Raw genomic sequence first — 21701 nt, forward strand, 5'->3', positions numbered from 1 at the left:
CGATTTCGGTCTTTTCGGACCGAAATCACTCCCACGATGTGGATCTTCCCCGATACCGACTTTGGTCGGTGGACTCCTCACTGATTGCTCTTTAGATTCTCCCCATTACACCCGGTCAGGGGTAATTCATTCGGGCAGCCGAAGGAATTTCTGCCACGGGCTGTGTCGGTCAAAACCAGGGAGAGAGTTCGATGAGCAGATTCAGCCGGGTGGTCACATGCTCGGTTCCGGTCGCGGTCGGTGCTTTGCTGCTGTCGACCGCGGTTTCCGGCGCCCAGCCGTCGGAAGAGGTGCGCACCCAGACCGGGATCAGCGCACTGCAGAGCATCAAGAAGAGCCTCACCCCGGCCGAGCGCAAGCAGTCGAGCCAGCTCGTCGTCGAGAAGCGCCTCCGCGCCGACAAGGGCCTGGCGGGCAAGCTGCCCGAGTACCGGACCGGGCTGGGCGTCAGCGACGCCGGCACGGTCGCGGTGGACATCAAGGGCGCCGGACAGTCCCTGGTGGACGCCGTCAAGGCGGCGGGCGGCACGGTCCGCTACGCCTCACCCGCCGGCTCGATCCGTGCCGACCTCCCCCTGAACGCCGTCGACGCGATCGCCGGGCGCGGTGACGTCGCCGAGGTCAAGGCCGCCTCCCAGGCCATGACCTGGAACGAGTCCGCGCCGCAGGACGGGCGGCGGGCCGCGGTCAAGAAGACCGCCGCCGCGCTGCAGGTCGCCGAGGGCGACAAGGCGCACGGCAACGACACCGCCCGCACCAAGTACGGCGTCACCGGCGCGGGCCAGAAGGTTTGCGTGCTCTCGGACGGCATCAAGTCGCTCCAGGCCTCGCAGACCGCCGGCGAACTCCCCGCCGTCGACGTCCTCCCCGGCCAGGCAGGCAGCGGTGACGAGGGCACCGCGATGCTGGAGATCATCCACGACATGGCGCCCGGCGCCGCGCTCGGTTTCGCGACCGCCTTCACCAGCGAGCAGAGCTTCGCCGACAACATCCGCGCCCTGCGCACCACCGGCAAATGCACGATCATCGTCGATGACGTCTCCTACTTCGACGAGTCGCCGTTCCAGGACGGCCCGGTCGCGCAGGCCGTCAACGACGTGACCGCGGACGGCGCGCTCTACTTCTCCTCCGCCGGGAACTCGGGCAACCTGACCGACGGCACCAGCGGCTACTACGAAGGCGACTTCCGCGGCTCCAGCAGCAAGATCTCCGGTATCACCGGGACGCCGCACGACTTCGACCCGAGCGCCACGACCCAGCTGTACAACGCGCTTTCGCCGAACTCGGTCGGCCGCTACGTCACCCTGTTCTGGTCGGACCCGTGGGGCAAGGCCACCAGCGACTACGACCTGTTCGTCCTGAACTCCTCCGGCGCGGTCGTCGCCTCCAGCGAGGGCGCGCAGAACGGCACCCAGAACCCGTACGAGATCGCCCAGGTCCCGGCCAGCGGCTCGGGCTTCAAGGTCGCCGCGGTCAAGTACAGCGGCGTCGATCGGTTCATCGCGCTCAACGTGATCCGCGGCCGTTTCGTCCCCTCGGGTGATCTGAAAGCCTTCAGCACCAACGGTGTCACCTCCGGCCACTCGGCGGCCGTCAACGCCTTCAGCGTCGCTGCCGCTCCTGCCGCCGGTGCCTTCGGCCGCGCGCTCGAAGCCGGTGACCCGGCGAACCCGGCCGGTCCGTACCCGGGGCTGTTCACCAGCGCCAGCAAGTGGGAACGGTTCACTTCGGACGGTCGCCGTCACCAGTTCTACCACCCGGACGGTTCGGTGATCACCCCCGGCAACGTGTCTTCGACCGGTGGTGCGACGCGGAACAAGCCGGACATCACCGCGGCCGACGGCGTCGCGACCTCGGTGAGCGGCTTCCAGCCGTTCTTCGGGACCTCGGCCGCCGCGCCGAGCGCCGCCGCCATCGCCGCGCTGCTGAAGCAGGGCAAGCCGGCCGCGACCCAGGCGGAGATCCGGAACGCGCTCGTGTCGACCGCGATCGACCTCGGCGCCCCGGGCTTCGACCCGGTCACCGGCGCGGGCGTGATCATGACCGGCCCGGCGCTCGCCGCGCTGGGCGTCGCCCCGAAGTAGCAACACCTTCAGGACAAGGAAACGGCCCGGCGCGCGAGCGCGCCGGGCCGTTTCTTGCTGTGCCGGGTCAGGACTTGACGCAGGACAGGCCGTTCGGGCCCGACACGGTCAGGAAGCCGTACCGCTTGATGGTGGTGGCGAGCTGGCCACCGCACAGCGGGCTGGCGGTCGCGGCCGTGTCACCGGCGGCGAAGCCGACGGCGCGCTGGGCCTGGTCGTAGCTCGGGGTCCGGGTGTCGAGCACGTGGTAGACGCTGCGCGAGCCGAGGAACGCCGTGGTGAAGGCCGGGGTGTAGTTACCGGCCGAACCGGCGACCGGCGAGCCGTTGAAGCCGGCACCGGTCAGCGGGTTCACGGTGAAGCCCGCGCGCTTGTCCGCGGTCACCGCGTTGCCCTGGGCGATCCACTGCGCGATGGAGAACGGGGCGATCGCGTTGGCGCGGTCGCCGGCGGGGATGGAGTTGCCGTCGTGCTCCTGGAACCGCTTGATGGTGACCGGCTTCGTGGTGGGGTCGAAGCCGAGGACGGTGGTGGTGAAGAAGCTCAGCGTGCCGGAGCCGGTCTGGGGCAGGTAGACGACGATGGCGGCGTTGGCGCCACCGACCTGGTTCCAGTTGGTGATGGAGCCGTCGTAGATGCCGCGCAGCTGCGCCAGCGTGAGGGTCAGGCCCGCGCCCGAACCGGTCGCCGAGGAGGACCAGGTGACACCGTCGGTGGCGAAGGAGTAGTACTCGAACGACGCGGGGTCGGACGAGCCGCGGGGCGAGGACGACCGCGCGATGTCGATCTTGCCGTCGCCCGCGTCACCGGAGGCCTTGAGCGCGGCCTTGCCCTGGGACGAGCCGTTCGGCGGCAGGGTGGTCGTGGTGTTGTAGACGACCTCGTCGGCGTACAGGTCACCGGGAACGGTGAAGGTACCGCCCGAAGCGAGCAGCGGCGGGATGTTGACGTGGTTGTCGGGGTCGCTGTTCCAGGCGGCGCCGTTGGCGTTGGCCAGGATCGCGCCGGTGATGTCGACGGTGGTGTCCGAGCCCGCCGCGGCCAGGACGTCTTCGAGGCCGTTGGCCGGGGCGACCGCCGAGGCGGTGCCGGTCAGGGTGAGGCAGGCACACGCGGCGATGGCGGTGGCGCCGAGAAAGCGAGTGGTACGAGCACGCATCTTGTTTGCACTCTTTCTCTAGTCCCCAAGTCGTCACGGGATTCCGTGACTTGCCGCAATCCTCGCTCCGCAACACTGTCCGGCGGCGGTGCTTCGAGTTCCCGCCCGACGTCATGGTGGTTAATCTCCGGGGAACGCACTTTCCGTGAGCGGCCGTCACGGAGAACGATTCGGTGAAATGCCGCCGGAATCACGCCGGTATTTCCGGCGCCAATCGGCTATCGTCTCGATCCCTTCGCCGATCGGCGCCTCGGTGGTGGCCGAGCGGAATCGGTCGAGGCCGCGCTGCGCCTCGATACGCCGCCCGTAGGCATGGCTGGCGATCGCGACGACCCGGTCTTCCCGGTGCAGGCGCCAGCGCCAGCGTCCGCCGCTGAGATGACTGAAATCGCTGGTCAGCTCGGAGACATGCGAGCTGAGCCAGGCGATCGCGGCGAGGCATTCCTCGGCCCGTGGATAGTCGTCGGGCGCCGAGCCCAGCGACACGTTGTTGCCGCCGAGCAGCCGCCATCGAATGGTCTGCTCGCCGGTCTGGACGAGCTGAAAGCGTGGATTCTTCTTCACCGTTCACCGTCCTGAAGGTGAGGTGAACGGTGTGAATTCCCCCTGATCACATCCGGTGAATCGCCTCGATGCGGTGAAGGGGTTACCGGTTTTCGTGAAGGCGCGACGGCCGCCGGGTGAACGTTTTCCTCCGGCGGCGGCGCGCTAGCCTGAACGGACGCGGGTAATCGGAAAACAATCACCGAGCCGGATCGGTCCGGCACGGTCTGCGAGGAGGTTCGATGGGCAACGGCAGGACCGCGGTCGTCACCGGGGCGGGTTCCGGGCTCGGCAGGGAGATCTCCCGCGCGTTACTCCGCGCCGGCTACCGGGTCGCCCTCGCCGGCCGCCGCGCGGACGCCCTGGCCGAGACCGCCGGCGGCGACACGAACGCTCTTCCCGTGGCCACCGACGTCGCCGACCCGGATTCCGTCGCCGCGTTGTTCGAGACGGTCCGTGCGGAATGGGGGCGGCTGGATCTCCTGGTGAACAACGCGGGTGTGGCGGTGGGCGGGACGGTCGACGAACTGTCCTTCGCGGACTGGAAACGTGCCGTCGACACCAACCTGACCGGGATGTTCCTCTGCGCGCAGCAGGCCGTGCGGCTGATGAAGGCGCAGGACCCGCGCGGCGGCCGGATCGTCAACAACGGTTCGATCTCCGCGCACGCCCCGCGCCCCGCCTCCGTCGCCTACACGGCGACGAAACACGCGGTCACCGGGCTCACGAAGTCGATCTCCCTCGACGGGCGGGCCTGGAACGTCGCTTGTGGACAGATCGACATCGGCAACGCCGCCACCGAGATGACCCTGCGCATGGCCGACGGGATCCCGCAGGCCGACGGCAGCGTCAAGGCCGAGCCGACCTTCGACGCCCGGCACGTCGCGGACGCCGTGCTGTACATGGCCGGGCTGCCGCTGGAGGCGAACGTCCAGTTCCTGACCGTCACGGCGACCGCGATGCCGTACATCGGGCGGGGTTAGGAGGCTTCATCTCACGCGATGGTGGGCGCTTTCGCCGCCTCGCATGCGGGGAAAGTCCTCTTCGCCCCGGCCTCTCCTGGTCCGCGCTCGCCGGGTGTTGCGAAAGCCACTTTCGCAACCTTCAACGTTGCGAAAGTGGCTTTCGCAACTCTCTCGCTGGGCTCACGACCACTCCGGAGGCAACCGCGGCCTACGGGATCACCTTCGCCTTCCGGAACTCGTCGAACAGCCGGAAGAACATCGCCGACGTCTCCGCGTATTCGTGGAAACCGGCCCGCCGGGCCTTCGAGCCGTCCGCGAACATGTCGTAGTCCCAGCCGAACACGAAGTCCGCGAATCCCCACGACGACGAAACGGCGCTGTACGGCACGTCGAGGCCGTACTTCGCGGCGATCGACGTCCAGAGTTCTTCCTTGTCCGCCATGACGACGTCCAGCGACATCGGCAGCGGCGGCGCCACCTCCAGGTCGAAGTACCGCGCGATCCGCGGCCAGAGGTCGCTCCACCGGAACAGGTCTCCGTTCGCGATGTTGTACGCCTCGTTCTCCGAGCCGGTGGCCCACACGGTGGCCTTCGCCAACAACCCGGCGTCGGTCATCTCCAGGAGGCTGTCGTACGCGCCGGGCTTGCCGGGGAACCGCAGCGGCAGGCCGAGTTCCTTCGAGATCGACGCGTAGACCGCGATGGCCAGCGCGAGGTTCATCGGGTTGCCCAGCGCGGTGCCGCCGACCACCGACGGCCGGATCGCCGACCACGTCCAGGTTTTCCCGGCCTGACGCCGTTCCAGGAACTCCTGCTGGTCCACATTGAACTCTGTCGATGCGCGCTCGGCGGGAAAGAGTACCTCGCACGGTGGCGGCATATGCCCGGCGTCGTCTTCGCGTGCCGGGGTCTTGAACGGGCCGAGATGGGCGCCGTAGACCTTGTAGCCCTGCATGAGGCTGATGTGGCGCAGGCCAGGCGCGGCCGGTTCGATCGCGTCGACGAGGTTCGTCAGCATCGCCAGATTCGGCGCGACCAGTTCGGCCCAGGTCGGCTTGTCGACATAAGCCGCGTAGAACACGTGCGTGACGTCGTCCAGGCCGCCGAGTTTCGCGCGGGTGTCGTCCGCGTCGAGCAGGTCGACTGCGATCCGACCCGGGCCGCCGCGCCGCGACAGGCCGATGACGCGCCAGCCCGGCAGGGTCTCCAGGTGTTCGATCAGGTTCTTGCCGATGACCCCGTTGGCCCCGGCGACCAGGGCGACCTTGCGTTCTTCGTTCATGTCCTCAAGCCTGAACCCATCACGCAGATAAGTCCAAGGCATAGATATCACCACTCCGATAAACTCTCTTCATGACAAGTTTGCGGCAACTCGAGTACCTGGTGACCGTCGTCGACACCGGCTCGTTCACCAAGGCCGCCGAGCTGCTGCACGTGACGCAGCCCGCGCTGTCGCATCAGGTGCGCGCGCTGGAGAAGGGCGTCGGCGGCCCGTTGCTCGAACGGCTGCCGCGCAGCGTCCGGCTCACCCCGATGGGCCGCGCCATGTTGCCGCACGCCCGCGCCACCCTCGCCGATGCCGAACGCGCGCGGTGCGCGGCCCGGCAGGCGTCCGGGCTGGAGGCCGGGGAACTCCAGATCGCGACGGTCTACTCGGTCGGGATCGGGGTCCTGCCCGCGGCTTTGCGGGTCTGGCGCCGGGAACGGCCCGACGTCGACGTCCGGCTCGTGGAGTTCCGGCACGCGGACGAACTGGGGGAGGCCATGGCGGCGGGGGAGGCCGACGTCGCGGTCGGCCCGGTCCCGCCGGGCTGGGACGGGCCGGTCCGCGAAATCGGCGCCGAGGAGTTCGTCGTGGTCCTGCCGATCGACGGGCCGCGCGAGGACGACGGCACCGGCGTCGTTGATCTGGCGACCCTCGCCGACTGCGCGTGGGTGCACTACGCGCCGGGCAACGGCCTCGCCGACCTCGTCGACCAGGCGTGCGCCGCGGCGGGGTTCCAGCCGAGGGCCGCGGTCCGGACCGAACAGAGCGCGGCGGCCCCGGTACTCGCGGCGGCGGGACTCGGCCCCGCGCTGGTCCCGGCCAACGTCCTGCCCGAAGGTTTCCACGGCCGCGTCCTGCGGCCCGAACCGGCGATCCGGCGCACGCTCGCCGCCTACTGCCGCAGCACACCCGACCCGCTGACCTCGGCCTTCATCGACGTCGTCGAGGGCGAGTGCACGCTCGGGTCACCGCACGGAGGCGCCTGACAGGTCCACCCCGCCGAACGGCGTCGCCTTGACGTCGCCCACCCGGTCCGCCCAGACGGCGTGCCCGTGCCCGGACCACAGCGGCACGACCGGCAGATCCCGGAGCAACTGGTTCTCCGCCAGGCGGTAGACCTCGCCGCTCTCGCCTGCTTCGGTCTCCTCCGCCGATTTCAGCAGGTCGGCGAATCCGTCGCTCTGATATCCGGTCGCCTTCGCGATCTCGGCCAGCACCTCTTGCGGGCTCGGCGTCAGCAGGCCGACGTCGATCGCGAACGGTCCCTGCCCGGGCTCCGGGGCGAGCGGGACGCCGACGGCCGCGCCGACCTGCTCCGCGAGCGGCCGCAGCCAGCTCGCCTGCGACTGTCCGAAGTGGACGGGTGTGGCCGGGAACTCCGCCTGGGACAGCAGGGATTTCCCGGCTCCGGCGTCGAACGTGCAGGGGCGGCAGGTGCTGCTGCGCTCACCCGGCGCGACGGCGGGCGGAAGCAGCGACTTCGCCGGATCCACCTGCTTGCCGAGGACACCGGCCTCCAGTGCCGCGCGGTCGATCCCGAGCGCGAAGCCGTGCCGGACGGTCGCGTCGGAGAAGTGCTGTGCGGTCAGGGGAAACCCGAGGTAGGAGACGGTGGGCAGGGCCCACATCACGTGCCGCTGCGCGAAATCGGCGTGCATGGCCTCGTGGCGATCGCCGGGGACGAACGTGGAGAGATCGAGTTTCCCGGCCTTGACCTCGTCGTACTGCGCCGCCGCGTCGCCGGTCTTGAGTTCGATCACCCGCGCCTTGCCCGGCGCGTCCGCCACGCGGATCAGGCTGCCGCCCGACGGCTGCCACGTACCGTCCAGCCGGAACGGCCCGTTGCCGACGGGCCGCTGCGCGAAACCGGCCCAATCACGCGAGGCCAGTGCCGACGCGGGCAAGGGGACCAGCGCGGGCGACGAGAGCAGGGCGGGGACCTGGCCGGACGGCCGGTCGAGCACGAGCCGGATGGTCAGCGGATCCGGCGCGGTGATCTCCTTGGCCCGCAAGAGATCCTTGACCACCCGCGACGCCTGCCAGTGTTCCGTGCCGATCGTCTTCCAGGTGTCCACATAGGACTGGGCGGTCACCGGGGTGCCGTCGTGGAACTTCCCGCCGTCCTTGAGCTTCACCGTCCACGTGACCCGATCGGCGCTGGTGACCGATTCGGCCGCTCGCGGCGTCGCCCTGCCCGTCGCCGGGTCGTAGTCGGCCAGCGGTGTCCACAGCGCCCCGGCGAGCATCCGCCCGGACTGATCGCGGACGTCGGCGGGCAGCAGGGTCGCCGGGGCGGCCAGTCCCACGCGAAGAATGTCCGGTGCGGGCGGTTCGCCGGATTCCGTACAGCCCGCCGCGACCAGGGTGGCGGCCAGGAGCGGGACCAGAAGACGCAAGCGCATGGTCATGTCATAGCAGTCCCACAGACCAATGGCGGTTGTGCGGGCAAAGTGGCGATCATAAGGTGCAGGAACCAGCCTGGGAGGTTTCTGTGCGAGGAAACTGGTTGCTCCGTTCGTGCCTGGCGCTCGCCACGGTCACCGCGACCCTGATCGCCACCGGTCTGCCCGCCGCGGCCTGCGGCGAAGAGGACAAACCGGCCAGTGAGCAGGTCCGGGTCGCGGGTGCCCCCGGCGCGGTGAAGAACGTCAAGGCGGTCGGCAACGTGCCCGACGCGCAAGGCGCCATCGCGATGGGGTTCCTGCAGTACGGCAAGCGTGACGTCATGGCGGTGTCCGGCGAGTTCGGCCTGAAGGTCTACGACCTCACGAAGAATCCCACCGCGCCGAAGCTGATCGGCGAGGTCAGCCTTCCCGGTCTGTGGGAGACCGAGGACACCGAGGTCGACGTCAAGCGCAAGCTCGTCTTCCTCGCGCGTGACCCCCGGGCCTACGGCGGCACCACGCAGACCGGCGAGTCCGGCATCTACATCATCGACCTGAAGAACCCGGACAAACCGGCCATCCTCAGCTACACCAAGGTGCCCGCCGGTCACACGACCAGCTGCGTCGACGACTGCCGGTACCTGTGGACCGGCGGCCCCGCGAAGGCCGCGAACCAGCCCGCGGAGTGGGGTGGCCGCCCGATCTGGGTGACCGACATCCGCGACCCGCGCAACCCCAAGACGTTCCCGAACCCGATCGAACTCGCGCGCAACGACGGCAAGACCGACTACGTGCACGACGTCCAGGTCGACGCCGAGGGCGTGGCGTGGGTGTCCGGCCGAGGCGGCGTCCGCGGCTACTGGACCAACGGCTACCACCGCGACCCCGTGCAGGGGAAGGTCCGCCGCGCGACGGCGTTCGACCCGGTGCCCTACGCGGGCGGCGGGATCGAGGAGACGGCGGCGCCGTCGAAGTTCATGCACAACAGCTTCCACCCGGCGGGACACCGCTCGGCGGACGGCGCGAACTCGAACCGCTGGCACGGCCGGGACCTCATCTACGCCACCGAAGAGAGCTTCCTCGACGGCTGCGCCGGTGACGGCGTGCTGACGATCTCGTCGCTGCAGAACTCCTACCACGGCGAAGGCTGGCGCTCGACGCCGGAGAAGCCGTTCCGGCTCAAGTCCGTCGGCACCTGGAGCGTCGCCGGGCAGGAAGGCAGCGATCCGGCCTCGGGTGACTGCTCCGCGCACTACTTCGACATCCGCGGCAAGGTCCTCGTGCAGTCGTTCTACGCGCAGGGCACGCGGTTCCTCGACGTCAGCGATCCGACCGACCCGAAGCAGATCGCCTACTTCCGCCCGGCGGACGCCAGCGCGTGGGCGCCGTACTGGCACAAGGGTTACGTCTATGTCGCCGACAACACTCGCGGAATCGACATCTTGAAGCTCACCGCCTGAGGCAAGATCTTCCCATGCGCACCATGGGGAAGTTCTTGGGGAGCACGGCCGCGATCGTCCTGATCGCGGCCTGTGCCCCGGCACCGCCGGAGGAAATGGCCGTCCGTACCGATCCGGCGCCGGTCGCTGAGGACTTCCCCGACGTCGGCGAGATCGTCGAAGCGTCCTGGGTCGAGGAGAGGATGGGCGCAGCCGAAGGCCGGATCGAGGCGCCCGGGCCGTCCGACCTGCGGCTGTCCGCCGTGGTGAAGCTGCGTCGCGAAGCCGTCGCAAAAGTGATCGGCGATCTCAAGTGCCATCCCGAGGCTCCGGAGGCGCCGAAACAGCTGAAGGCGCTTCTCCCGCCTGGCGTGGCGTGGCTTTCCTGCGAGCTGCCCACGACCACCAAGGCGCGGACCGCTTTCGTGGTCGACGGTTCCGAACAGGCCTTCTTGATTTCGACAACCATGTAACGACACTGTGACGGGACTGTCGCGCGACCATCACGGCAGCAAGATGATCCGTTCCTAGCTTGGCGTCATGACCACCTTGCTCGAGCGGGCCCCGGTCCCCGTCGCCGGGAGAACTTCGCGGCGAAGCGCCACGGCACTGTTCGCGATCGCAGTCCTCGTCGCCGGATACACCGGGTTCCGGTTGCCAGGGGAATGGGCGGCGACCCTGCAGGCCGTCTCCCTGACGGACGGCTTCCACCGCCGTTTCCTCGTCGGCACGCTCCTGAAGCCGTTCGGGCACGACTACGCCGTCTTCGCGGTCGCGAGTTTCGCCGTCCTCCTCGCGGTACTGGCGGTCGTGACTCTCGCCTTCTTCCGCAGTCGCACCGAAAGCCGTCGATGGTTGATCGTCGTCTGGCTCCTGCTGCCGACCGGCGGCTACCTGTTCCACGAGGTCGGCTACCTCGACCAGGTGCTGTATCTCCTGCTGTCCGGCGCGCTGTGGGCGGTGCACCGGAACCGGCCGGTGCTCGCGAGCGCGGTGATGGCGCTTTCGGTGACGGTGCACGAGATCGCGTTGCTCACCGTGCTGCCGATCTTCGGTTTCGCCTTGCTGCGGAAGGTTCCGTTCCGACGCGTGTGCGCGTTGCTCACTCCTTCCGCGATAATCGGCCTGGGAATCCTCGCGCTGCCGCCGGCCGCTCCCGGTACCGTCGACGGTCTCCGGCGTTCACTGTCCACAGCGGACTTCCGCTTCCGCGCCGACGCGCTGCACCTGTTCGGGCGCACCCAGTCCGAAAGCTGGGGGATGTACTCGATCTCCGGTGTCCTGCTTTACCTGCTACCGATCGCGGCCGTGGTGCTCGGGGGTTTCCTGTACCTGCACCGTCCGACGCTCGCGGCCGTGGTGCCCGCCGCCGCGATCGGGGCGCCGGTGCTGCTCGCGTTCGGCGGCTGGGACGACGCCCGGTGGGGCTTCCTGCTGGTCACCAACTTCTTCGTGGTGGTGTGGCTCTGGCTCGGCCACCGCGAGCTGCAACTGTCCCAGGCCGGTGTGCTGACCGCGCTCCTGCTGGTCCTCACCCACGTCCCGATGCCGTACTTCGACGGCTACGCGCCGCGCGGGCTCACGCTGGTGACCCCCGTGGAAGCCGCACGGTGACCCCGCCAAGTCCGTGAAGGCCCCCTTCACGGACTTGGCTGGAGTCATCGAGGGGGTGGGGTTGCGAAAGCCACTTTCGCAACCTTCAACGTTGCGAAAGCCACTTTCGCAACCTTCAACGTTGCGAAAGTGGCTTTCGCAACGCCTCGGGGAGGACGGGCCGAGCGCCCCACAACCGCACCCGGCCCATCGCCGACCCCGCTCAGGAAGCCAGCAACTCCTGCAGCTCCCGCACCGCGTCGGCCAGTTCGGTCGCGAACAGCTCCATCTCGTGCGCCACGTGCTTCGGCGTGCACAGGTACAGATTCAGCGACTCCGGCAGCAGCACGTACGCGACACCGATGCACTGCGGGCTGGTCGACCCGAAGCCGAAGTACCGGATGTTCACCGACGGCGCCGAGCTGGTGCTCAGGTAGTCGTCGCGCATCTTCAGCCAGCCGGGGGACGAGTACAGCGCCGGAGAATCCTCGACGCCGCGCCGCTTCTGGATCAGCTGCAGCTCCCACAGATGCTGCTCCGGCGCGTCACCCGCCTGACACTCCTTCGCCCGCGTGACGTGCTTCGCGGCCGCCGCGCGGAAGGCCGCCTGGCGCGTCTGCCGGTCGGCCTGCGGGTCTTCCATCACCCGGACGAACCACTGCACTTCGGGCGTCACCACCCGCATCGCTTCGGTGCGCCCGTTCTGGTACTGCCGCGTCGCGATCGACTCGTACGTCGCGCCGGTGATCCCCTTCGCCCGCTTGTGCGCGAGCTGGTACGCCATCTGCGCGAAGGCGTCCGGGGACATCCCCAGCTCCTTCGCCCGCTTCGCACCGAAGTCGGTGAAGGACACCGTTTTCGTAGCGGTCGCGTCGGCGTACTCGGCGAAGGACGTGGCAGCCGCGCGGGCGTCCTCGCGCAGCGCCTCACCCAGGACGAACTCGATGACCTCCGACGCCGGGACGCCGTCGGCCGGCGGCCGCTCCAGCCGCGTTCCGCTCAGCAGCGCGTCGGTGAACCCGAGGATCGTGGTCCCGTCCAGTTCACAGTGCTCGACGTTGATCCCCGCCGTGCCGTCCTCGAACACGATCAGCGAAACGGCCTTGTCGAACCAGCGGTTGCCGCTGTCGCCGTGCAGCAGGTTGTCGCACGCCTCCTGCGTGTTCGACGGCGTGAAATCCTCCAGGCACAGGCAGAACAACGCCGTCTCGATGTCGTCGAGCGCGGCCGCGTTCCCCGCCGCCAGCAACGCTTCCCGCGTCGCCGCCCACTCGGCCCTCGCCTTGGTGGTGAAATGCCCGGCGGCGGTCCGCGGGTCCTCGATGAAGTTGCCCGACTTGACGATCGTCTGCAGCCCCGCGACCAGCTGATCGGGGGAATACGGGCGGCCGTCCGGCGCGATGACGTCCATCCGGAACGGGGTGTCGCGGTGGAAGACCACGACGTGCCGCGCCCTCGACGGTCCCGGCCAGTCTTCGCGGTACGGCGTGCGCGCGGTGTCCTGCACGGCGCCGGGGATCCGCGTCGCCGAGAACAGGTACTTGTGCTGCACCATCGACTGCGGCTGCCCGCGCAGCACGATCGGCGGCACCAGTTCCTCGTCGAGCTTCAGCTTGTAGTCCACCGCCGACGCGGCCAGTTCGGCCGCGCGTTCGAGCTGACCCAGCGGGGATTCGGTGAACAGGAAGAAGAAGTTCGCGTTGAGCGCGATCCGATCGCGGCGGCCGAGATAGCGGTACGGCCAGAAGGTGTCGAGCCAGCTGCGGACGTCTTCCCGCTTGTCGAAGGCTTCGAGCGCGCTCTGCAGTTCGTGCGCCGGGCTTCCTGCGGCGAGGAACTCGGTGACGGCGCCTTCGGTCTCCGCCAGCTCGCCGGGGGTGAGCAGCGGCGAACACCACTCGAGAAACCGGCGGCAGGTGTCCTCCAGGCTGGGGACGGGGACCCGCGGCAGGATGTCCTCGTTGCCGAACGTGCGGGTGGACGGTTCCGGACTGCTCACGATCATCCTTGATCTCGAAGGGGAAGGGCGTTCAGCGCGGAGGCGAGCCCGCCCGCCGCGCCGTTCGGCCGGGAGACGTACAGCCGCGCGTACAGCCGGCCGTCGGCTTCCAGCCCACGCGGGTCCACGCCCGCGACGGACAGATTGTCCAGGATCTGCGACTTTTCCTCATCCGAGGCGAATCTCCGCTGCCGGAAGACACCGTCGACCCCGGTCGTGTCGTACCCCAGCTCGGCGAGACTCTCGGCGACCGGCCCGTAGGAGAACATCCGCAGCACGAAATGCGCCATCCACGGCCGGTTTTCCCGCGCTATCCGGACGAGGGTCTTCTCCGTGACGTAGCCGACGCAGCCGGTCGAGATCACGATGTCGACGTCGGCCAGCAGCGCGCGCTGCTCCTCTGTCGGGTCTTCGCTCTCCAGATCCGCGTGGATCGCGTCGTCGATGAAGCCCGCGGCGAGCGCGTAGTCCAGTGCGGGCGCGGAGGCGTCGAGGCCGATGAAGCGGACGCCGTCGCCGACGGCGAGCTTCTCGACCAACCGGCGATCGCGCGCGATCAGTTCGTCCCGGCTCAGCGACTCGCCGTCCCGGTAATGGTCGTACAGCCGCTCCATCGAGGTGTCACAGCGGTGCAGCGCCGCGTTGACGCCGTAGGAACAGCCGAGGTCGAGCACCGTCGGGACCTTGCCGCCGGCCTCCGCGCGGTACTCGTCGATCAGTTTCGCGAAGTACGCCTTGGCCTGCTGGGGGATGTCGTAGTCCAGCCTGCGCAAGGTACCGAAGAACGCACGAGGATCGGGCTCGGTGTAGATGTGGTCGAAAGAGATCTTGCCGGTCGAATCCAAAGGCACGGCCAAGCTCCTGACTGAGTGTCTGTAGGTGAGCCCGCGCCGGCCGAAGGCCTCACTATCGAGATGCGGGGTTCACACCTGTGGTCACCTTCCAGGTACTCCTTCAGCTCCGCCAACAGGCGCTAGTCGAGCAGCCGATCGCCCCGGACCGCCGCGGAAGCGACGTGTTCCGGCAGGACCCGGCCGAACAGCTGTCTCGTCCGTTCCGGACTGCCGATGACCCCAGGACGCTCGCTGTACGCGAAGATCGCGGAATGGCGGGCGACTGCCCCTTGAACACTACTCACCCGGTGCAGCGCGAAGCGTCCGCGAAACAGCTGAAGATCGCCGGGACGCAGAGTGAGCCGCCTGATCAGGTGATCACCTTCGCCCGCCAGCACGGCACGGACGTCGTCGAAGTTCTCCGCCGTTTCGGAGCGGATGTTCGGGCAGTATTCGAAGACACCGCCGTCGGCCGCTTCCTGGGTGAGCATGCTGACCGTGTAGGAGTTGGTGTCGAAATGCCACGGATGCGAGCGGCCCGGTTCGATCACGTTGAGCACCAGGCCGGACAGCGGATCGGCGAGTTCGTGCAGAACGGGGAGTTCGAAGCAGCCGGCCACGAACCGCTGGAACTCCCGGCTCGAGTACAGCTGCTGGATCACCGCGGTCACCGGGATCCGGTCGCGCGCCACGAACGCGTTGCCGCGTTCCATGATCGTGCGGCCGGGATGGTCCTCCGGCAGTGGAGTGTCGATGGCGATGTTGTAGGCGTTGACGCGTTCGACCTTCGCGTACGCCTCCGGAGCGATTTGCGCGCCTTCGTCGCGGAGGACGTCACGCAACTCCGGACGGATGAAGTCGGCCAGCACACTGCAGCCCGTTTCCCGCAGTTCGGCGCGGGTCCGGGAAACGATTTCGCGCCACGCGGGGCTTCCCGGTTCGGACAACGGATAGCGGGCGGTATCGGCCACCTGGACTGCGCTCGCGGTCATCGACGTCCTCTCGGCTGCCCCGGAAGTGATTCTCGGGTTTAGCACAGAAAACGCCCGCGGCTCCCGCGCCTTGTGAGCGGTGCCACACGGAACGTGACAGCCCCCTTGCCCGCGGTCGTACGCGGACAAGGGGGCCGTCAGTGACTTTTCGTCAGCTGGTGACAAGCGGCAGCAGGGGACGGCGCACCGCGGTCGCGACGCCGTCGGACGCCTGGGCCGCCGCGATCCGCTCGGCCGTCGGCGTGCCGTACTCCGTGGTCCGCTGCCGCAGCGGACGGCCGAGCGGTTCGACCATCGCGCGCATGTCGCTGATCGTCTTGTACGACCCGTTGGCCGCACCCGCCATCCGGCTGATCGTCTCCTCCATCAGCGTCCCGCCGATGTCGTTGACTCCGCCCTGGAGCACGGCGCGGCTGCCCTCTTCGCCGAGTTTCACCCACGAACTCTGGATGTTGTCGATCATCCCGTGCAGCAGCAGCCGGGACAGCGCGTGCACCGCGCGGTTCTCGCGCAGCGTCGTCCCCGCCCTGGCGAGCCCGGCGAGGTAGATCGGCGAACTCTGGTGGATGAACGGCAGCAGCACGAACTCGCTGAACCCGCGCCGCCCGTTGCGCTCCAGGCCTTCCCGCTGCAGTTTCGCCAGCAGCTTCAGGTGCCCGACCCAGTGCGCCGGGGTGTCGACGTGGCCGTACATCATCGTCGACGTCGTGGTGATGCCGAGTTCGTGCGCGGTGGTGACGACGTTGATCCATTCCGACGTCGGCAGTTTGCCCTTCGTCAGCACCCAGCGGACGTCGTCGTCGAGGATCTCCGCGGCCGTGCCCGGCAGCGAGTCGACACCGGCCTCCTTCGCGCGCGCCAGCCAGTCCTCGATCGAGAGGTTCGTCCGCGAAGCGCCGTTGACGACCTCCATCGGCGAGTACGAGTGCAGGTGGATGTCCGGCTGACGGCGTTTCACCTCCGCCGCGAGGTCGAAGTACGCGGTGCCCGGCAGATCCGGGTGGATGCCGCCCTGCATGCAGATCTCGGTCGCGCCCGCGGCCCACGCCTCGTCGACCCGGTCGCCGACCTGCTCCAGCGAAAGCGTGTACGCGTCGGCGTCGGTGCGCCGCTGGGCGAACGCGCAGAACCGGCAGCCGGTGTAACAGACGTTGGTGAAGTTGATGTTCCGCGTGACGACGAAGGTGACGTCGTCGCCGTTCACCTCGCGCCGCAGGTCGTCGGCGATCTTGGTGAAGGCGTCGAGCTCCGGCCCGTCGGCGTGCAGCAGCGCCAGTGCCTCGTCGTCCGAGAGTCCGGCGGGGTCCTTTTCCGCGCTGCGCAAGGCATCCCGGATGTCGAGGTCGAACCGCTGCGGCGCGGTCTTGATGTTGCCCTTGATCTCCGCCCAGTCGCCGTAGACCGAGTCGAAGTCGCTGCGCCGGTCTTCCGTGCGCCCGACCGTGTCGACCTCGACGTGCAGATCGGTACGCCCGGCCTCCTTCCAGCCACCGTCGGGCTCCTGCCACGGGATGCCGACCGGGATCGCCTCTTCGATCGCGAGCCCGGTCTCGGTGTCGGTCAGCGGCGCGAGATGCGCGTTCATCCGCGGGTCCAGCCACGGCTCGCCGGCCTTGACGTACTCCGGGTAGATCGGCAGCCGCTCGCGCACGGTGAAGCCGAGCGCCTCGGTGCGGCGTTTGAGCTCGTCGATCTGCGGCCACGCGCGTTCGGGGTTCACGTGGTCGGGGGTCAGCGGCGAAACGCCACCCCAGTCGTCGATACCCGCGTTCAGCATCAGTTCGTACTGCTGGCCGATCAGGTTCGGCGGTGCCTGGATACGCATCCGCGGCCCGAGGACCAGCCGCGCGACGGCGATGGTCGCGGCGAGTTCTTCGAGATCGGCGTCCGGGGTCGCGCGCATCTTGGTGTCCGGCTTCGCGCGGAAGTTCTGGACGATGACCTCCTGGATGCCGCCATAGGTCTTCGCGACCTTGCGGATCGCGAACAGCGAGTCGGCGCGTTCGGAGAAGTTCTCGCCGATGCCGATCAGGATGCCCGTGGTGAACGGCACCGAACTGCGGCCGGCGTCCTCCAGCACCCGCAGGCGCACGTCGGGGTCCTTGTCGGGTGAGCCGTAGTGCGGGCCGCCCTTCTCGGTGTACAGCCGCTTCGCCGTCGTCTCGAGCATCATGCCCATGGACGCCGAAACCGGCTTGAGCCGCTGGAAGTCCTGCCAGCTCAGCACGCCCGGGTTGAGGTGCGGCAGGACGCCGGTCTCCTCCAGCACCCGGATGGCCATCGCCCGGACGTAGGACAGCGTGTCGTCGTAACCGTGCGCGTCGAGCCAGTCCTTCGCCGCCTTCCAGCGGTCCTCCGGACGGTCGCCGAGGGTGAACAGCGCTTCCTTGACCCCCATCGCGGCACCCTTGCGGGCGATGTCGAGGACCTCGTCGGGGGAGAGGAACGGCGATTCGACACGGCCGGGGACGGTCGCGAAGGTGCAGTAGCCACAGCGGTCCCGGCACAGCCGGGTCAGCGGGATGAACACCGAACGGCTGTAGGTGACCACGCCTGGGCGGCCTGCCGCGACGAGTCCGGCGTCGCGGACCCGGGAGGCGTGCTCGGACAGCGTCTTGAGATCGTCGCCGCGCGCCTGGAGCAGGATCGAGGCCTCGGTGATGTCGAGGGTCTTCCCGTCGCGCGCCCTGGCGAGCGCCCGGCGCATCGCGGAGGTGGTGGGGGCGTTCGCGTCTGCATCCGATGCCATTCCCGCACGCTATGGCCGGACTCGCTCCACCTGCCAGTGTGCATCCGGCCACCGCGTCACCCACGTGGGTCAGGTCACCGTTTCCGCTGGTCAACGCGCGATCTTGGTTGCCGATCAGCGGGTGCGAGTGTATTACCTAAAGTGTGGCTTCGGTGATCGGCAAGAAGGTCGGCGGACGGACGTACTACTACCTCGTCACCTCCGCGCGGGTCGACGGTGAGCCGAGGGTCGTGTCGCAGCGCTACCTCGGGACGGCCGAGGAGATCGGGCGCGCGATGGACGGCGACGTCTCGGCCCCCGGCGAAGCGCGTCACCGGACCTTCGGTGACGTCGCGGCGGTGTGGGCCACGCTGCGACGGCTCGACTTCGTGCGCCGGGTCGACGAAGCCGTCGGAGCGCAGCGCGCCGCGACCACACTCGGGACGCATCTCGCGCTCGCCGTGCTTCACCGGGCGACCGCCCCCGAAACGCGATTGGCCGACTGGTGGCGCGACGGCGTCGCCCGCGAATTCGTCCGGGCGGATCTCCCGAATCACTGGCGCGCCCTGCACCGCCTCACCCCCGAACGGATCACCCGGATCGAGACCGCCGTCGCCGACGCCGTGCTCTCCTGGCTGGGGACCGGTGACGCCGCGCTCGCCGTGGACGTCCCGCAGTTCGCCACCTTCACCACGGCCGACCCCTGTCGTTGCGAACTCGCCGGGCTCGGCCTGGTGGTGACCAAGGACGGTGCGATCCCGCTGGCGTCGCACGTGTACCCGAGGGAAGAGGCACCGCCGTTCGCCGCGCTCGCCGAGCGGCTCCGCTCGCTGTATCCGGTCACGCTGGTCTTCACCGCGGGCCAGGCCGCGCAACTCGACCTCGGGCGGCACTTCGTCGGCGCGCTTCCGCTTTCGGAGCATCCGGAGCTGCTGTCGAAACCGCCGTCCGCGCGCAAGCCCGTCGACCCGGAGCGCTTCGCCGGGCTGACCGCTCTCGACACCAGAGCCGTGGTCGCGGGCGTGCGCCGGCGCGTGATCCTGACCCATTCGGAGACCCTGCACAACGCTCAGGCCCGCGCGTTCGGCGAGGAACTGGGCACCGCGACCCGCGAACTCGCCGGCCTCGACGCCGCACTGGCGTCGGGCGTCTACCGGGGTGACCGCGGCCAGGTGAACGCCGAAATCGCGCGGATCACCCGCGGCCGCCGCGTCGAACGGGTGCTTTCCCCTTCCCTGACGGGGACGAAACCAGGGGAGATCCGGCTGACCTGGAAGGTGGACGACGCCGCCGTGTCGAGGCTGCACGACGAGTTCTTCGGCAAGCAGGTGCTGGTCACCGACCACGACTGGCCGGTGTCCGAAGTCGTCACCGCGTACCGGGCCCGGACCCACCTCGACTCGACGTTCCGCTGGCTCACCGGCCCCGCGGTCACCGGGTCCACCCCGCGCTGGGAGTGGACCCCGCATCGGATCGCGGTGCACACGCTGGTCACGGTGCTCGCGTCCACGGTCACGCACCTCATGCGGCGCGAGGCCGACCGCGCCGGGATGAACCTGTCGGTCCGCGAGCTGATGGACAGCCTCGCGGGAATAGGGGAGACGGTGCTGCGCTACCCGTCCACCGGCGGCCGCCCGCGGACGCGGCGCCTGCTGACCGAGCGAAGCCCGGAACAGCAGGCGCTCTTCGACCTCTTCGGCCTCAGCTCTCCCGGTGGATATGGAGCGCCGAGAAGCTCTGCACCACCGGCATCAACTCGATGACGTTGATGTTCACGTGCTCCGGCTGCGAAGCCGCCCAGAAGACGGACTCGGCCACGTCGGCGGCCGTCAGCGGCGTCGTGCCCTTGTAGACGTTGTCGGCCTTGCTCTGATCACCCTCGAACCGGACGACGGAGAACTCCGTGCCGCCGACCAGGCCCGGCTCGACGTTGGTCACCCGGACGCCGGTGCCCTGCAGGTCCGCGCGCAGGTTTAGGCCGAACTGGTGCACGAACGCCTTGGTCGCTCCATAGGCGTTGCCGCCGGGATAGGGGTAGGAGCCCGCGACCGAACCGATGTTGATCACGTGCCCGCGGCCGCGCTCGACCATGCCGGGCAAGAGCGCGCGGGTGAGGTGCGCGAGCCCCTTGATGTTCGTGTCGATCATCTGGTCCCAGTCGTCGAGCTTCGCCCGATGGGCCGGCTCGAGGCCTTTCGCGAGGCCGGCGTTGTTGACCAGCAGGTCGACCTCGGCGAATTCGGCGGGAAGCGTGCCGGGGAGCGCGGCCACCGCGTCGGCGTCCCGGACGTCGAGCTCGAACGGGAGGACGTTCTCGCCCAGCTCGACGGCCAGCTTGTCGAGCCGGTCCTTACTCCGCGCGGCCGCGACGACCTTGGCGCCGTCGGCGGCGAACCGGCGGACGATCTCGACGCCGAACCCGGCGCTGGCACCGGTCACGAAAACGGTCTTCTGGGGCATCAATCAATCTCTTTCAAGAACCGTGCGAACACGTCGTTGAACTCGGCCTCGCGCTCCAGGTTAGGCATGTGGGCGGCACCCTCGATCACCGCCAGGGTGGAGCCGGGGATGAGTTCGTGCATGAGCTCGGCGTCCGAGACTGGCGTGAACTCGTCCTCGGTCCCGACCACGACCAGGGCCGGTACCTCTACGCGGGCGAGGCTCTCCCGGTAGTCCGGCCGCTCGGCGCGACCCCTGAGTGCGGCCGCCGCCCCTTCCTTGGGTGTCGTGCGCATCATCCCCAGGACGTGCGCCGCCACGTCCGGCATCGTGCGGACGTTCTCCGGGGAGACCATCTTCGTCAGGACTTCCTCCGCGTAGGGATTCAGTCCTTCCGCGAGGATCCGGTCCGCCATCTCGTTGCGGACGCGTCTGCCCTGTTCCGTCTCCTCCTGGGGAGAGGTGTCGGCGAGCAGGAGCCCGGCGACGCGGTCGGGGTAGGTGCGGTGGAACTCCATGACGATCTGCCCGCCCATGGAGAGGCCGCCGAGCACGAAGCGCCCGAGGCCGAGCCGGTCCGCGAGGCGGCAGATGTCCTTGGCGAAGACGTCGAGCCCGGTCTTGCCCGGGACCACCGTCGTGTCGCCATAGCCGCGGAGGTCCGCCGTGATGACCCGGTAGCCCTCCTGGCTGAAGCGCTCGGCTTGGGGACGCCACATCGAACGATTGAAGGGATGGCCGTGGACGAGGACGACGGGCAACCCGGTGCCGAGGTCGTCGTAAGCGACGGAGATGCCGTCGAGTTCCGCAGTGCTCATGAGCCCGACGCTAATCGGAGCAATCGCCGAGATCAATACGGTGCAATGTACTCGGAGCAATGTTTCTTCCCCGGTGTTCATCTGGGTGCTTCCAGGTCGATCACCCGGTGATCGACCTGTTAGGGCTCGTTTCCGGCCTCTGACCTGCGTAGATGTCGTTAAGGTACCCCCCTGTTTTCGGGGGTTTCCGGCCATGTAAAGTTCTCCAAGTCGCCAGGGAAACCGGGTGGCCGACCGGGACACGAACCAAGCTCTCGCTCTCAGCGATTGAGTGGGTGTCTCACCAAAAACTGCTAGGAATGACTGCTTCGGATAAGGCCGCGTGCGGTGGGATCTGGGGTGTGTTGCTTGAGAACTCAACAGTGTGCTAGTGAACTAAGCCAGTAGAGCTTATTGTTTTTGAACCTCGTTTTGGGGTTCCTTTGAGAGCAAGTATTTGCCTCGATCAAATTTGACAT

Annotated in this window: 17 protein-coding genes; 7 read left to right on the forward strand and 10 right to left on the reverse strand. The window is 68.7% G+C overall.

The annotated features are described in order from the left end of the window. Positions 1-191 precede the first annotated feature (191 nt). The gene (locus ACLJQ7_RS27070) at positions 192-2084 is read left to right on the forward strand and encodes a S8 family peptidase (protein WP_410650965.1); all 1893 of its coding nucleotides are present in this window, start codon (positions 192-194) and stop codon (positions 2082-2084) included. Between the two features lie 67 nt (positions 2085-2151). Here the strand turns inward: ACLJQ7_RS27070 and ACLJQ7_RS27075 are convergent, their stop codons facing one another. Both ACLJQ7_RS27075 and ACLJQ7_RS27080 read right to left on the reverse strand, forming a co-directional pair. Next, on the reverse strand, positions 2152-3243 hold the full coding sequence (locus ACLJQ7_RS27075) for a substrate-binding domain-containing protein (protein ID WP_410650966.1): 1092 nt from the start codon (positions 3241-3243) through the stop codon (positions 2152-2154). 156 nt (positions 3244-3399) lie between these two features. Further along, on the reverse strand, positions 3400-3807 hold the full coding sequence (locus tag ACLJQ7_RS27080) for a DUF1508 domain-containing protein (RefSeq protein ID WP_410650967.1): 408 nt from the start codon (positions 3805-3807) through the stop codon (positions 3400-3402). A 221-nt stretch (positions 3808-4028) separates the two neighbouring features. Between ACLJQ7_RS27080 and ACLJQ7_RS27085 the strand changes: the two genes are divergently transcribed. Further along, positions 4029-4769, forward strand: a complete 741-nt coding sequence (locus tag ACLJQ7_RS27085; RefSeq protein WP_410650968.1) for an SDR family oxidoreductase — start codon at positions 4029-4031, stop codon at positions 4767-4769. Positions 4770-4959: 190 nt separating this feature from the next. On the opposite strand, the gene ACLJQ7_RS27090 is transcribed toward ACLJQ7_RS27085, so the two are convergent. Continuing rightward, complete coding sequence (locus ACLJQ7_RS27090; RefSeq protein WP_410650969.1) at positions 4960-6033, reverse strand: SDR family oxidoreductase; 1074 nt, start codon at positions 6031-6033, stop codon at positions 4960-4962. A 71-nt stretch (positions 6034-6104) separates the two neighbouring features. On the opposite strand from ACLJQ7_RS27090, the gene ACLJQ7_RS27095 reads away from it, so the two are divergent. Then, positions 6105-7004 (forward strand): LysR family transcriptional regulator, encoded by a 900-nt coding sequence (locus ACLJQ7_RS27095; RefSeq protein ID WP_410650970.1) that lies wholly within the window; start codon positions 6105-6107, stop codon positions 7002-7004. Here the strand turns inward: ACLJQ7_RS27095 and ACLJQ7_RS27100 are convergent. Beyond that, positions 6984-8426 (reverse strand): ABC transporter substrate-binding protein, encoded by a 1443-nt coding sequence (locus ACLJQ7_RS27100; protein ID WP_410650971.1) that lies wholly within the window; start codon positions 8424-8426, stop codon positions 6984-6986. The genes ACLJQ7_RS27095 and ACLJQ7_RS27100 overlap by 21 nt on opposite strands. A 98-nt stretch (positions 8427-8524) precedes the next feature. Here ACLJQ7_RS27100 and ACLJQ7_RS27105 point away from each other — a divergent pair, with 98 nt between their 5' ends. From ACLJQ7_RS27105 to ACLJQ7_RS27115, 3 genes are all read left to right on the forward strand, one after another. Continuing rightward, complete coding sequence (locus ACLJQ7_RS27105) at positions 8525-9862, forward strand: LVIVD repeat-containing protein (RefSeq protein WP_410650993.1); 1338 nt, start codon at positions 8525-8527, stop codon at positions 9860-9862. Between the two features lie 14 nt (positions 9863-9876). Beyond that, positions 9877-10314, forward strand: coding sequence for a hypothetical protein (locus tag ACLJQ7_RS27110; protein WP_410650972.1), 438 nt, complete (start codon positions 9877-9879; stop codon positions 10312-10314). Between the two features lie 67 nt (positions 10315-10381). Further along, the gene (locus ACLJQ7_RS27115; RefSeq protein ID WP_410650973.1) at positions 10382-11455 is read left to right on the forward strand and encodes a hypothetical protein; all 1074 of its coding nucleotides are present in this window, start codon (positions 10382-10384) and stop codon (positions 11453-11455) included. Positions 11456-11657: 202 nt separating this feature from the next. Here ACLJQ7_RS27115 and ACLJQ7_RS27120 read toward each other — a convergent pair whose 3' ends face one another. The 4 genes from ACLJQ7_RS27120 to ACLJQ7_RS27135 all read right to left on the reverse strand — a co-directional run bounded on the left by ACLJQ7_RS27120 (position 11658) and on the right by ACLJQ7_RS27135 (position 17965). After that, on the reverse strand, positions 11658-13439 hold the full coding sequence (locus tag ACLJQ7_RS27120; protein WP_410650974.1) for a choline/carnitine O-acyltransferase: 1782 nt from the start codon (positions 13437-13439) through the stop codon (positions 11658-11660). Next, positions 13436-14278 (reverse strand): class I SAM-dependent methyltransferase, encoded by an 843-nt coding sequence (locus ACLJQ7_RS27125; protein ID WP_410650994.1) that lies wholly within the window; start codon positions 14276-14278, stop codon positions 13436-13438. Before ACLJQ7_RS27125 ends, ACLJQ7_RS27120 begins: the two co-directional genes overlap by 4 nt. A gap of 128 nt (positions 14279-14406) precedes the next feature. After that, the gene (locus ACLJQ7_RS27130) at positions 14407-15258 is read right to left on the reverse strand and encodes an arpA protein (protein ID WP_410650975.1); all 852 of its coding nucleotides are present in this window, start codon (positions 15256-15258) and stop codon (positions 14407-14409) included. A gap of 151 nt (positions 15259-15409) precedes the next feature. Further along, positions 15410-17965 (reverse strand): bifunctional FO biosynthesis protein CofGH, encoded by a 2556-nt coding sequence (locus ACLJQ7_RS27135; protein WP_410650995.1) that lies wholly within the window; start codon positions 17963-17965, stop codon positions 15410-15412. 185 nt (positions 17966-18150) lie between these two features. Between ACLJQ7_RS27135 and ACLJQ7_RS27140 the strand changes: the two genes are divergently transcribed. Beyond that, positions 18151-19749 carry a transposase gene (locus ACLJQ7_RS27140; RefSeq protein WP_410650976.1) on the forward strand — a complete coding sequence of 533 codons (1599 nt, stop codon included), beginning with the start codon at positions 18151-18153 and terminating at the stop codon, positions 19747-19749. Here ACLJQ7_RS27140 and ACLJQ7_RS27145 read toward each other — a convergent pair. Continuing rightward, positions 19688-20446 (reverse strand): SDR family oxidoreductase, encoded by a 759-nt coding sequence (locus ACLJQ7_RS27145; RefSeq protein ID WP_410650977.1) that lies wholly within the window; start codon positions 20444-20446, stop codon positions 19688-19690. The two genes, ACLJQ7_RS27140 and ACLJQ7_RS27145, sit on opposite strands and share 62 nt — an antisense overlap. Next, positions 20446-21243, reverse strand: coding sequence for an alpha/beta fold hydrolase (locus ACLJQ7_RS27150; protein WP_410650978.1), 798 nt, complete (start codon positions 21241-21243; stop codon positions 20446-20448). Before ACLJQ7_RS27150 ends, ACLJQ7_RS27145 begins: the two co-directional genes overlap by 1 nt. Positions 21244-21701 lie beyond the last annotated feature (458 nt).

Origin of the sequence: Amycolatopsis sp. cmx-4-54 (assembly GCF_046548895.1) — a bacterium.
Classification (GTDB): domain Bacteria; phylum Actinomycetota; class Actinomycetes; order Mycobacteriales; family Pseudonocardiaceae; genus Amycolatopsis.

Coding starts and splice junctions, on each gene's coding strand:
- ACLJQ7_RS27070 (WP_410650965.1), top strand. CDS start 192: ATGAGCAGATTCAGCCGGGTGGTCACATGCTCGGTTCCGGTCGCGGTC.
- ACLJQ7_RS27075 (WP_410650966.1), bottom strand. CDS start 3,243: ATGCGTGCTCGTACCACTCGCTTTCTCGGCGCCACCGCCATCGCCGCG.
- ACLJQ7_RS27085 (WP_410650968.1), top strand. CDS start 4,029: ATGGGCAACGGCAGGACCGCGGTCGTCACCGGGGCGGGTTCCGGGCTC.
- ACLJQ7_RS27090 (WP_410650969.1), bottom strand. CDS start 6,033: ATGAACGAAGAACGCAAGGTCGCCCTGGTCGCCGGGGCCAACGGGGTC.
- ACLJQ7_RS27095 (WP_410650970.1), top strand. CDS start 6,105: ATGACAAGTTTGCGGCAACTCGAGTACCTGGTGACCGTCGTCGACACC.
- ACLJQ7_RS27100 (WP_410650971.1), bottom strand. CDS start 8,426: ATGACCATGCGCTTGCGTCTTCTGGTCCCGCTCCTGGCCGCCACCCTG.
- ACLJQ7_RS27110 (WP_410650972.1), top strand. CDS start 9,877: ATGCGCACCATGGGGAAGTTCTTGGGGAGCACGGCCGCGATCGTCCTG.
- ACLJQ7_RS27115 (WP_410650973.1), top strand. CDS start 10,382: ATGACCACCTTGCTCGAGCGGGCCCCGGTCCCCGTCGCCGGGAGAACT.
- ACLJQ7_RS27120 (WP_410650974.1), bottom strand. CDS start 13,439: ATGATCGTGAGCAGTCCGGAACCGTCCACCCGCACGTTCGGCAACGAG.
- ACLJQ7_RS27130 (WP_410650975.1), bottom strand. CDS start 15,258: ATGACCGCGAGCGCAGTCCAGGTGGCCGATACCGCCCGCTATCCGTTG.
- ACLJQ7_RS27135 (WP_410650995.1), bottom strand. CDS start 17,965: ATGCGCCGGGCGCTCGCCAGGGCGCGCGACGGGAAGACCCTCGACATC.
- ACLJQ7_RS27145 (WP_410650977.1), bottom strand. CDS start 20,446: ATGCCCCAGAAGACCGTTTTCGTGACCGGTGCCAGCGCCGGGTTCGGC.
- ACLJQ7_RS27150 (WP_410650978.1), bottom strand. CDS start 21,243: ATGAGCACTGCGGAACTCGACGGCATCTCCGTCGCTTACGACGACCTC.